This is a genomic window from Streptomyces sp. CB01373 (genome assembly GCF_002803075.1).
Taxonomy (GTDB): domain Bacteria; phylum Actinomycetota; class Actinomycetes; order Streptomycetales; family Streptomycetaceae; genus Streptomyces.
The window spans coordinates 341,643-353,441 of the sequence record NZ_NNBK01000006.1; the positions used below are offsets into that span (position 1 = coordinate 341,643).

Consider the following 11,799-nt stretch of genomic DNA (forward strand, 5'->3'; position numbering starts at 1 on the left):
CACGACGGATGACGAAGGCCACAACGGCGGCCGACGGCCCCGCCCCCGTCCGTCGCACCCCGTAACCTGTCCCTCGTGGTGGAACCCGAACCCGTACGCATTCCGGATGCGAAGGTCGCTCTTTCGACGGCCTCCGTCTACCCGGAGTCGACGGCGACGGCCTTCGAGATCGCCGCACGCCTCGGATACGACGGCGTCGAGGTCATGGTGTGGACCGACCCGGTCAGCCAGGACATCGAGGCGCTGCGCAGACTCAGCGACTACCACCGGATACCGATCCTCGCCGTGCACGCCCCCTGTCTGCTGATCACCCAGCGGGTGTGGTCGACCGACCCCTGGACCAAGCTCCAGCGCGCCAGAGCGGCCGCGGAGAAGCTCGGCGCGAGCACGGTCGTGGTCCACCCGCCCTTCCGCTGGCAGCGCCAGTACGCCCGTGACTTCGTCGCAGGGGTCTGGCGGATGGCGAGCGAGACGGATGTGCGCTTCGCGGTGGAGAACATGTACCCCTGGCGCTACCGCGACCGCGAGATGCTCGCGTACGCCCCCGGCTGGGACGTCACCAAGGACGACTACCGCCACTTCACGATCGACCTCAGCCATGCGTCGACGGCCCGCACCGACACGCTCCAGATGGTCGACCGCATGGGCGACCGGCTCGGCCATGTGCACCTCGCCGACGGCAGGGGGTCGGCGAAGGACGAGCACCTGGTGCCGGGCCGTGGCTCCCAGCCCTGTGCCGAACTGCTGGAACGTCTCGCCTTCGGCGGTTTCGACGGCCATGTCGTCATCGAGGTCAACACCCGCCGGGCCATGTCCAGCGCCGAGCGCGAGGCCGACCTCGCCGAGGCCCTGGCCTTCACCCGGCTGCACCTGGCCTCCGCGGTGAAGGTGCCCCGGCGATGACCGGCGCCACCGCCCGCCGCCGTGGCCGCCCCCGCCGCGAGGAGGCCGCCGACACCCGCGACCGCATCCTGACCGCGGCCCGCGAGGAGTTCTCCGAGCGCGGCTACGAGAAGACCTCGGTGCGGGGCATCGCCAAGACCGCCGGAGTCGACTCCGCCCTGGTCCACCACTACTTCGGCACCAAGGAGCAGGTGTTCGAAGCGGCGATCGAGGTCGTCCTCGCACCCGCGCTGAGCGCGCCGGAGGCGCTCGTGGACGGCCCGCTCGACGGTGTCGGAGAGCGCTTCGCCCGGTTCTTCTTCGGCATCTGGGAGAGACCGGCCACCCGCACGCCGCTGCTGGCGATCGTCCGCTCCGCACTGAGCAACGACACCGCGGCCGCCGTCTTCCGCCGTCTGATCGTCTCGCAGCTGCTGCGGCGCATCGCAGGCCGGTTCGACCTGCCCGACGCGGAGCTGCGCGCCGAGCTCGCGGCCGCGCAGCTGGTGGGGTGCGCGATCCTGCGGTACGTGATCAAGGCGGAGCCGCTGGCGTCGGCGGACGTGGAGCAGATCATCGCGCGGGTGGCACCGGTGGTGCAGCGGCATCTCACGGGGGAGTGAGACCCGGCCGGCCGCCCCCGAGACACGCGTCCCGCATTTCGGACAGCCCGTCCCGATCCCTGGATGACCGGCGTAGGCTCGACTGAGCCAGAACTCCGCCGGCGCCTTCCTGCTGTCCGGCGGAACTTCCCGAAGGAGCGAGCGACGATGCCCGAGCTGAGGTCCCGCACAGTCACCCACGGCCGCAACATGGCGGGCGCCCGCGCCCTTATGCGCGCCTCCGGTGTACCCGGTGCGGACATCGGCCGGAAGCCGATCATCGCGATCGCCAACAGCTTCACGGAGTTCGTCCCAGGGCACACCCACCTCCAGCCGGTCGGCCGGATCGTCAGCGACGCGGTCCGGGAGGCGGGCGGCATCCCGCGCGAGTTCAACACCATCGCCGTCGACGACGGCATCGCGATGGGCCACGGCGGCATGCTGTACTCGCTGCCCTCGCGCGACCTGATCGCGGACAGCGTCGAGTACATGGTCGAGGCCCACTGCGCCGACGCCCTGATCTGCATCTCCAACTGCGACAAGATCACCCCGGGCATGCTCATGGCGGCCCTGCGCCTGAACATCCCCACGGTCTTCGTCTCCGGGGGCCCGATGGAGTCCGGACGGGCCACCCTGGTCGACGGCACCGTCCGCACGCTCGACCTGGTCGACGCCATCTCCGACGCCGTCAACGACAAGGTCTCCGACGAGGACATCCTCCGCATCGAGGAGAACGCCTGTCCGACCTGCGGTTCCTGTTCCGGCATGTTCACCGCCAACTCGATGAACTGCCTGACCGAGGCGATCGGCCTGTCCCTGCCGGGCAACGGCTCGGTCCTCGCCACCCACACCGCCCGCCGCGCCCTGTACGAGAACGCGGCCCGCACGGTCATGGACATCACCCGCCGCCACTACGACCAGGACGACGAGACGGTCCTGCCCCGCAACGTCGCCACCTTCGCGGCCTTCGAGAACGCGATGGCCCTGGACATCGCGATGGGCGGCTCCACCAACACGATCCTGCACCTGCTGGCGGCGGCCCAGGAGGCCGGCGTCGACTTCGGTCTGGAGCAGATCGACGCCGTCTCCCGCCGGGTGCCGTGCCTGGCCAAGGTGGCACCGAACGTCGCCAAGGACCGCACGTACTACATGGAGGACGTGCACCGCGCCGGCGGCATCCCCGCGCTGCTCGGCGAGCTGCACCGCGCGGGCCTGCTGAACGAGGACGTGCACGCGGTGCACAGCCCCTCCCTGGCCGACTGGCTCAAGACCTGGGACGTGCGCGGCGGCTCCCCGTCCCCCGAGGCGGTCGAGCTGTGGCACGCGGCCCCCGGCTGCGTGCGCTCGGCGGAGGCCTTCTCCCAGTCCGAGCGCTGGGAGGCCCTGGACACCGACGCCGCCGAGGGCTGCATCCGGTCCGCCGAGCACGCGTACTCCAAGGACGGCGGCCTCGCGGTGCTGAAGGGCAACCTGGCCGTGGACGGCTGCGTGGTGAAGACCGCGGGCGTCGACGAGTCGATCTGGACCTTCGAGGGCCCGGCGGTCGTCTGCGAGTCGCAGGAGGAGGCCGTCCAGAAGATCCTCACCCAGCAGATCAAGGAGGGCGACGTCGTCGTCATCCGCTACGAGGGCCCCAAGGGCGGCCCCGGCATGCAGGAGATGCTCTACCCGACCTCGTACCTGAAGGGCCGCGGCCTGGGCAAGAGCTGCGCGCTGATCACGGACGGCCGCTTCTCCGGCGGTACCTCGGGCCTGTCCATCGGCCACGCCTCGCCCGAGGCGGCCTCCGGCGGCACGATCGCGCTCGTCGAGGACGGCGACCGCATCCGTATCGACATCCCCGGCCGCTCCATCGAACTGCTCGTCGACGACTCGGAGCTGTCCCGCCGTGCGAGGGCACTGAACGGCGCGTACGCCCCGAAGGGCCGCGACCGGAAGGTGTCGGCGGCGCTGCGGGCCTACGCCGCGATGGCCACCAGCGCCGACAAGGGCGCCGTGCGGGACGTGTCGAAGCTGGGCTGACGCCACCGGCCACGAGGACCGCGGGGCCGCCTCCTCTGAGGCGGCCCCTTCTTCAGGTCACCAGGACGACGGGTCGTGGCCGTCCACGGCGAAGACGGTGCCGTCGGGGGCGCCGGCGTAGACACGGCCCTCGACGATCACGGGTGTGGGCAGGTCCGCCGCGACCCGGTCCGAGCGCGTGCCGAGCCGCGGCCGGGTCTGGCCGACGAGCTGCCCGGTGCGGGCCCCGACCGCAAGCAGCCGCCCGTCCCCGGCGAGGACGTACACGTGACCGGCGTCGGCGATCGGCGCCGAACCCCAGCTCACGGCCGTCTCCAGCCGCCACCGCACCTTCCGCGCCGCCAGGTCGACCGCGTCCAGCGCGCCACCGGCGCCCAGCAGGTGCACCATGTCGCCGTGCACGCTCGCCTGCGCCGAGTCGAGGGGAACGGACAGCGCGACCCGGACCGACGTCCTGGTCCGCGGTGTGTAGCGGACCACGGCGTCGGTCCGCCCGAAGGCCGGCTCGGAGGAGAGCAGGACGAGGGAGCCGTCGCGGCTGCCGACGGGCGCCAGCGTTCCGGGCAGCCGGGCCTCCCAGCGCACATCGCCCGTCACCGGGTCCACGGCGACGACCCGGGTGGTCGCCCCGTCGGACGAGGTGCTCACCGCGTACGCCAGCGGATCCCCGGCGAACGCGAAGAAGTGCGGCAGGGGAAGACCGGGCACCGGCCGGTTCCACGTCGTCTCGCCCGACGCGGCGTCGACCGCCCGCACCCGCCCGTCGGTGCCGGTGAGCAGCACCATGCCGCCGGCGCACTGCACTCCGCTGTACGCGGGAACGTCCGACTGCCAGCGCGGCCTGCCCGAGCCGGGGTCCAGCGCCTCCAGTTGCCGGCCGTGGTCCGCCATAGGCTGCACCAGGCCGCCCGCGAGGACCGGCGGCACGCCGGTGAGCATCTTGGGCACGGAGTGCCGCCACAGCAGGTTTCCGTCCGCCGGATCGAGGGCGTAGACCAGTCCGGGCCGCGCGCAGATCAGCTTTCCGGCCCCGTACGAGCACTGGGGGACGCCCTCGCCGGCCACGGGCTCGGCCACCCACTCGGAGAACGCGGCCGAGGTGGCTCCGGGCAGCGTGCTCTCCGGCGCCGCGCTGTGCGGCAGCATTCCGACGTCGAGGAGCTGGGCCGTGGCGAGTCCGCCGCCGACGACCAGCCCGAGTGCCCCGGCGGCCACGGCGAGCCGCCGCGAGTGCGGGCGCCGCCCGGTCAGGATCCCCGTCAGCCGCCCGGATCCCCGCCCCGTACGGTCCCCCGGCCCCTCCCCGGCTCCCCGGGAACGCGACTCGTCCGGGGACACGTCACGGTCACCGGCCGCGTCCGCTCCGCCCGTTCCCGGGTCCGGCCCGCTCCCGCCCGTTCCGGAGTGCGTACCGGTCCCGGGCGTCCGCCGCTCCGGTATGAACGCCTGTGTGTCGTACGAGGCGGCCGCCGAGCGCAGTTCCCGCATCAGCTCGTCCGGGGTGGGCCGGTCCTCGGGCTCCTTGGCCAGACAGCGCAGCACGAGCGGCGCCAGGTCCTCCGGTACGTCGCTCAGATCGGGCTCGTCGTGCACGACCTGGTAGGCGACGACGTACGGGCTGTCGGAGTCGAACGGCCCCCGCCCGGTCGAGGCATGCACCAGCACGGAGCCCAGCGCGAAGATGTCCGCCGCCGGCCCGACCTCCCGCGGCCGGCGGAACTGCTCGGGTGCCATGAACGGCGGAGTACCGATCAACTTGCCGGTCTCGGTGCGCAGTTCGCTGTCCTTCGGACGGGAGATGCCGAAGTCGATGACCTTCGGGCCGTCCTCGGCGAGCAGCACGTTGCTCGGCTTGAGATCGCGGTGGACGACACCCACCCGGTGGATGTCGCGCAGTGCCTCGGCGAGCCCCGCCATCAGCCGCCGCAACTGGGCGCCAGGCAGCGGCCCGTTCTCCTTCACCTCGTCCGAGAGCGTGGGCCCGGGAATGAACAGGGTGGCCATCCAGGGCCGTTCGGCCTCCGGGTCGGCGTCGACGACGGGCGCGGTGAAGGCGCCGCTGACTCTTCGGGCCGCCGCCACCTCCTGCCGGAACCGTCCTCTGAACTCGGGGTCCCAGGCGTACTGGGCGTGGACGACCTTCACCGCGAGCCTCAGCCCGGAAGTGCTGCGGGCCAGATGCACGACGCCCATGCCGCCGGAGCCCAGGCGCGACTCGAGGCGGTAGTGACCGGCGTACTCCGGAAGTTCCGCTTCCGCGCCCGGGCCGGTGTGGTGCTGTGGCGTCATGGACCACCCCCCGTGCTGTTTCGTTCGCGCGTGCGACGCACGGAGCCTAGTCGATGACCCGAACCGGACCGAGGCGGCTTGCGGGTCTTCCCGTGCGTTTCACGTGCATGTGTTTCGCAACGCGTCAACGGGGAATCAACCGGGGCCCATGGCGGTCATGGGGTGCAACGGGGGAGGTTTCGCATGTCTGTCGACCGTGCGCGAGAACGGGTCGTGGAGAGTGCCACGGAGAGGTCCGGGGAGCTGATCGAGCAGGCCGGCGGCGACGCGGCGACGGTCGTCGCGGCCGCGGCGGCCCTGAACTACTACCCGGTCGCGCCGGGTGTCGAGCTCAACGTCCGCAGCGGCCCCGGCACCGGCTACGGCATCGTCCGCACGCTGAGCGCGGGCGCCTCCGTGCCGATCTACTGCCAGACCCCGGGTACGACGGTGACCGGCTACTACGGCACCTCGAACATCTGGAACAACATAGGAACCGGCCAGTACGTCTCGGACACCTATGTGAAGACGGGCAGCGACGGTTATGTGACCGGCCGCTGCGGCTGATCCCCGACGGAGCCCGCGGGCACCCCGGAGCGATAATCGACGCGTGAGCGACGACAACGGCACCCCGGGCACCGCCGCGGGCTCCGCAGGGCCCCGCCCCGAGCCCCTGCGTTTCTTCGGCACCACCTGGGTGGATCACGACAACGGCTACGCGGCCCGCCGTGCCGGCGTCGCCGCCGGCTCACTCGCCGCGGCCGCCGTCTCCTGTTTCGTGCTTCGCTTCGCCTACCAGGGGCTCCAGATCGCCGGCTCGGGCGCCTTCGTGGAACTCCTGGTCGTGGTGATGTTCGCGGTGTGCAGCGCGCTCGCCTTCCGCCACACCTGGGACGGCTTCCGTAAGCGGCCCGACCCCGACCGCCAGGCCTCCCTGCGCGGCCTGCTCGCCATCGGATTCATCGGCTCCCTCCTCGCCTACTTCTTCCGCTCGCTCGTCGAGGCCCCCGGCGAGAAACTGCACCGCCAGGAGTACGAAGAGGCCCGCGAGCAGCACCAACGCAGGCTCACCCGCCGCTCGGGCAACCCCTCGAGGAAGCGCCGCCGCTCCTGACCGCAGGGGGTGCTCGGTCCGCGAACCGGTCCGCGCCGCCGAAATCCCTCTGTCCCGGACCGGTCGTGGGGTCCGAGGATGGCCGTATGACCGCAGCCCGGATACCCGCCCACGCGGATCGAGCCCACTCCTTCAACGCCGCGGCCGCCCAGTACGCGGCGAACCGCCCCTCCTACCCGCCCGCCCTCTTCGACGCGCTGGAGGAGCTCGCCGGCCGTCCCCTCGCCGGCGCCCGCGTCGCGGACGTCGGTGCCGGTACCGGCATCTCGACCGCCCGGCTGCACGAGCGCGGCGCCGATGTGCTGGCCGTGGAGCCGGGCGAGGGCATGGCGGCCCAGTTCCGCCGCGGCCTCCCGGACATCCCCGTCGTGCGGGGCAACGGCAACGCCCTTCCCCTCGCCGACTCCTGCGCCGACTTCCTCACCTACGCCCAGGCCTGGCACTGGACCGACCCGGCCCAGTCGGTCCCCGAGGCCCTGCGCGTCCTGCGTCCGGGCGGAGCCCTGGCGCTGTGGTGGAACACGGAGCCCGACGACGTCGAGTGGATCGTGGAGGAGAGCGATCGCGTCCGCCGCTTCTTCGGCGTCGACGCCCGGGCCGAGAAGACGGCGGCCGCCGACCGTCTGAAGGCGGACCCGAGCGAACGCCTCAGCTTCACCCGCCGCGACGTCCGCTGGAGCCGCCGGGTCCCGGTCGACACCCACCTCGCCAACCTCGGCAGCCACTCGGCCTTCCTGGTCTGCCCCGAGGAACGCAGGACCGCCTTCTTCGCCGAAGCGCGTGACCATCTGCTGCGGACCTTCCCGGACGGCATCGTCGAGGAGATCTACGACGTGTTCCTCCTCGTCGCCACCACACCCTGACGCGGCTCATCCCCTCACCCCACTTGACGGCGTCCTCTCCGGCGCGCATTAATCATCGCATGATGAATATTTCTTCGGGGCCACCATCCGGCCCCGGAACGGATGCCGTCCGAGCCGAGGCCCTCACCGTCGTCCGAGGCCCCCGCACCGTCCTGCGGGGCCTCGGCTTCACCGTCCCGCGCGGCCGCATCACCGGCCTCCTCGGCCCCTCCGGCTGCGGCAAGTCCACCCTCATGCGCGCCATCGCCGGCACCCAGGCCAAGGTCGACGGCACCCTGGAGATCCTCGGCCTGCCCGCCGGCCACGCCACCCTCCGCAGCCGCATCGGCTACGTCACCCAAGCCCCCTCCGTGTACGACGACCTGACCGTCCGCCAGAACCTCGAATACTTCGCCGCGATCCTCGACCCCGGCCGCGCGGCAGCCGAACGCCGCCGGGACAACGTCGGCCGGGCCATCGCCGACGTCGACCTCACCGGCCACGCCGACGCCCTCGCCGGCAACCTCTCCGGCGGCCAGCGCAGCCGCGTCTCCCTCGCGGTCGCCCTCCTCGGCACCCCCGAACTGCTGGTCCTCGACGAACCGACCGTCGGCCTGGACCCCGTGCTGCGCCGCGACCTGTGGAACCTCTTCCACGACATCGCCGCCACCCGGGGCGCCACCCTCCTCGTCTCCTCCCACGTCATGGACGAAGCCGAGCGCTGCCACCACCTCCTGCTCATGCGCGAGGGCCGCATCCTCGCCGACGACACCCCCGAAGCACTCCGGACCCGAACCGGCACCGAGACCGTCGAGGCGGCCTTCCTGCACCTGGTCGACGAGGCGGCCGCGGCCGGCCGCGCCAAGGAGACAGCACGATGAGCACGACCACCGCACCCCGCCCCCGCGCCCTGAGCGCCGCCCGCACCACCGCCACCGCGGCCCGGGTCCTGCGCCAGCTCCGCCACGACCCGCGCACCATCGCACTGATGCTGCTGGTCCCCTGCGTGATGCTGCTCCTGCTGCGCTACGTCTTCGACGGCAGCCCGCGCACCTTCGACAACATCGGCGCCTCGCTCCTCGGCATCTTCCCGCTGATCACCATGTTCCTGGTGACCTCGATCGCCACCCTGCGCGAACGCACCTCCGGCACCCTCGAACGCCTCCTCGCCATGCCGCTGGGCAAGGGCGACCTCATCGCCGGTTACGCGCTCGCCTTCGGTGCCCTCGCGATCGTCCAGTCCGCGCTGGCCACGGGACTGGCCGTCTGGCTCCTCGGCCTGGACGTCACCGGCTCACCCTGGCTGCTCCTGCTGGTCGCCCTTCTCGACGCCCTGCTCGGCACCGCCCTCGGCCTCTTCGTCTCCGCCTTCGCCGCCTCCGAGTTCCAGGCGGTCCAGTTCATGCCGGCGGTGATCTTCCCCCAGCTCCTCCTCTGCGGCCTGTTCACGCCCCGGTCCGACATGCACCCCGCCCTGGAGGCCGTCTCCGACGTCCTGCCGATGTCCTACGCGGTCGACGCCATGAACGAGGTCCTGCGCCACACCGACGTGACGACGGCCTTCGTACGCGACGCGCTGGTCGTCGCGGGCTGCGCCCTGCTCGTCCTCGGCCTGGGAGCGGCCACCCTCAGGCGGCGCACCGCCTAGGGGGTGGAGGGTGTCCCGCCAACCGGACAGTCCGCCCCTGCCCCGGACCACCGGTGCGAGGATGAACCCCATGAGCCAGAAAGTCGCAGTTCTCGGCACCGGAAAGATCGGCGAAGCCCTGCTCAGCGGAATGATCCGGGGCGGCTGGACACCCGCCGACCTGCTGGTCACCGCCCGCCGTCCGGAACGGGCCGAAGAACTCCGCGCCCGCCACGGAGTCACCCCGGTCACCAACACGGAAGCAGCGAAGAGCGCCGACACCCTGATCCTCACCGTCAAGCCCCAGGACATGGGCACCCTCCTCGACGAACTCGCTCCGCACGTCCCCGCCGACCGCCTGGTCATCAGCGGCGCCGCGGGCATCCCCACCTCCTTCTTCGAGGAGCGTCTGGCCTCCGGCACCCCGGTCGTCCGCGTCATGACGAACACCCCCGCCCTCGTCGACGAGGCCATGTCCGTCATCTCCGCCGGCACCCACGCCTCCGCCGAACACCTCGCCCACGCCGAGGAGATCTTCGGCGCCGTGGGCAAGACGCTCCGCGTCCCGGAGTCCCAGCAGGACGCGTGCACCGCCCTGTCCGGCTCGGGCCCGGCCTACTTCTTCTACCTGGTCGAGGCCATGACCGACGCCGGCATCTTCCTCGGCCTTCCCCGGGACAAGGCCCACGAGCTGATCGTCCAGTCCGCGATCGGCGCCGCGGTGATGCTGCGCGACAGCGGGGAGCCCCCCGTGAAGCTCCGTGAGAACGTCACCTCGCCGGCCGGCACGACGATCAACGCCATCCGCGAACTGGAGAACCACGGTGTGCGCGCCGCGCTCATCGCCGCGCTGGAAGCCGCCCGCGACCGCAGCCGCGAGCTGGCCTCCGGCAACAACTGACTCCGGCAACGGGCGGCCGAGGCAGGCCGCCCGCCCCGCCGCCCTCACTCAGGCGGGCAGCAACCCGATCGCCCGGTACGCCGCGTCCACTCTCGGCCGCGCCATCTCCCTGGCCTTCTCCGCGCCCGCCCGCAACACCCCTTCGACATGGGCGGGATCCGCGCACAGTTCCCTGTGCCTCGCCTGTACCGGCCTGAGGAGTTCGACCACGGCCTCCGCGGTGTCCTTCTTCAAGGCGCCGTACGACTCGTACACACCGCCCAGGGCCTCCGGGTTCCCACCCTGGCAGGCGGCCAGGATCTCCAGCAGGTTGGCGATGCCGGGACGCTCCTGCGGGTTGTAGACGACGTCCCGCCCGCTGTCGGTCACCGCCCGCATGACCTTCTTCTCCACGACCTCCGGCTCGTCGAGCAGATAGACGATGCCCGGCCCGGAGTCGTCCGACTTCCCCATCTTCGACGACGGGTCCTGCAGGTTCATCACCCTCGCCGCCACCTTCGGAGGCGTCGCCTTCGGCACCACGAACGTGTGCCCGTAACGCTGGTTGAACCGCACCGCCAGATCACGGGTCAGCTCCACGTGCTGCGTCTGGTCGTCACCGACCGGCACCTCGTCCGTTCCGTACGCCAGGATGTCCGCCGCCATCAGCACCGGATACGTCAGCAGCGACAGTCGCACGCTCCCGCCCCGCTGCTGCTCGCGTGCGGCCTTCTCCTTGTACTGGATCATCCGCCGCATCTCGCCGTCCGTGGCCACGCACTCCAGCAGGTACGACAGCCGGGCGTGCTCGTCCACATGGCTCTGTACGAACAGGGTGCACAGTTCCGGATCGAGCCCCGCCGCCAGCAGCAGCGTCGCCGCCTGCCTGCTGAGTCTGCGCACCCGCGCCGGGTCGTGGTCCACGGTCAGCGCGTGCAGGTCGACGACGCAGAACAGCGCCTGGGACCGGTGCTGGTCCACCTCGGCCCAGCGCCGCATGGCGCCCAGGTAGTTCCCCAGCGTCAGGTGTCCCGTCGGCTTGATCCCGCTGAAGACCCGAGTCCTCTCCACACTCCACCTCCTGGTCGAGGCCGCCGTCCCCGGTCGGCCGGCCCCCGGAGTCCTGGAGGGAGATACGAGAACGGCCGCCGAGGCGGCGGCCGTGGGATGCATACGTGAGTACGGCCGCCTGTCAGGCGGCCCACCACAGATGGGTGCACGTACGCGTAGTCATGGCCCCACGATACGACTCCGGGGGGCCGTCCGTCCGTGAGTTGACACACCTCGCCGGGCTACGTAACGTTCTCCGAGTTGCCCGACGTGAGAGCCGACTCCGGTCGGTCCCCGGACAACCTTTCCTAGGTACCACCCTTTGATCGACGACAGTCGTACTGTCTGTTGTCGTTTCATCGGTGTGCGTATTCATGGAATGAGGATTCCGCGCCCGAAAGGACGCCGCCCCCGATTCGCACGGGAGCAGGGAATCCGCTAAAGTCTCACTCGTCGGAACGGCCCAACAGCCGCAAAGACAAACCCCGCTGACTGGGAGTCAGGTCGAGAAA

11 protein-coding genes are annotated in these 11,799 nt (G+C 71.5%); 9 read left to right on the forward strand and 2 right to left on the reverse strand.

Translation table 11 applies throughout. The annotated features are described in order from the left end of the window. Nucleotides 1-75 precede the first annotated feature (75 nt). From CG719_RS12100 to ilvD, 3 genes are all read left to right on the forward strand, one after another. Nucleotides 76-903 (forward strand): sugar phosphate isomerase/epimerase family protein, encoded by an 828-nt coding sequence (locus tag CG719_RS12100; RefSeq protein WP_100568563.1) that lies wholly within the window; start codon nt 76-78, stop codon nt 901-903. Beyond that, a complete protein-coding gene (locus CG719_RS12105; protein WP_100568564.1) occupies nt 900-1,505 on the forward strand; it encodes a TetR/AcrR family transcriptional regulator in 606 nt (201 codons plus the stop codon). The genes CG719_RS12100 and CG719_RS12105 overlap by 4 nt, the downstream gene beginning before the upstream one ends. Nucleotides 1,506-1,652: 147 nt before the next feature. Then, complete coding sequence (gene ilvD / locus CG719_RS12110; protein ID WP_100568565.1) at nt 1,653-3,506, forward strand: dihydroxy-acid dehydratase; 1,854 nt, start codon at nt 1,653-1,655, stop codon at nt 3,504-3,506. A 57-nt stretch (nt 3,507-3,563) separates the two neighbouring features. On the opposite strand, the gene CG719_RS12115 is transcribed toward ilvD, so the two are convergent. Beyond that, nucleotides 3,564-5,795: a serine/threonine-protein kinase gene (locus CG719_RS12115; protein WP_100568566.1), complete on the reverse strand. Its 2,232-nt coding sequence runs from the start codon at nt 5,793-5,795 to the stop codon at nt 3,564-3,566. A 183-nt stretch (nt 5,796-5,978) separates the two neighbouring features. Between CG719_RS12115 and CG719_RS12120 the strand changes: the two genes are divergently transcribed. From CG719_RS12120 to proC, 6 genes are all read left to right on the forward strand, one after another. Further along, entirely contained in the window at nt 5,979-6,341 is a 363-nt protein-coding gene (locus CG719_RS12120) for an SH3 domain-containing protein (RefSeq protein ID WP_107488225.1), read from the forward strand. Between the two features lie 43 nt (nt 6,342-6,384). Further along, on the forward strand, nt 6,385-6,888 hold the full coding sequence (locus tag CG719_RS12125; RefSeq protein WP_100568567.1) for a hypothetical protein: 504 nt from the start codon (nt 6,385-6,387) through the stop codon (nt 6,886-6,888). An 86-nt stretch (nt 6,889-6,974) separates the two neighbouring features. After that, on the forward strand, nt 6,975-7,751 hold the full coding sequence (locus tag CG719_RS12130) for a class I SAM-dependent methyltransferase (RefSeq protein ID WP_100568568.1): 777 nt from the start codon (nt 6,975-6,977) through the stop codon (nt 7,749-7,751). A gap of 59 nt (nt 7,752-7,810) precedes the next feature. Continuing rightward, nucleotides 7,811-8,611, forward strand: a complete 801-nt coding sequence (locus CG719_RS12135) for an ABC transporter ATP-binding protein (protein WP_100568569.1) — start codon at nt 7,811-7,813, stop codon at nt 8,609-8,611. Further along, nucleotides 8,608-9,378, forward strand: coding sequence for an ABC transporter permease (locus CG719_RS12140; protein ID WP_100568570.1), 771 nt, complete (start codon nt 8,608-8,610; stop codon nt 9,376-9,378). Before CG719_RS12135 ends, CG719_RS12140 begins: the two co-directional genes overlap by 4 nt. 70 nt (nt 9,379-9,448) lie before the next feature. Beyond that, a complete protein-coding gene (gene proC, locus CG719_RS12145; RefSeq protein WP_100568571.1) occupies nt 9,449-10,258 on the forward strand; it encodes a pyrroline-5-carboxylate reductase in 810 nt (269 codons plus the stop codon). Nucleotides 10,259-10,306: 48 nt separating this feature from the next. Here the strand turns inward: proC and trpS are convergent, their stop codons facing one another. Beyond that, nucleotides 10,307-11,308 carry a tryptophan--tRNA ligase gene (trpS, locus tag CG719_RS12150; RefSeq protein ID WP_100568572.1) on the reverse strand — a complete coding sequence of 334 codons (1,002 nt, stop codon included), beginning with the start codon at nt 11,306-11,308 and terminating at the stop codon, nt 10,307-10,309. Between the last annotated feature and the right edge of the window lie 491 nt (nt 11,309-11,799).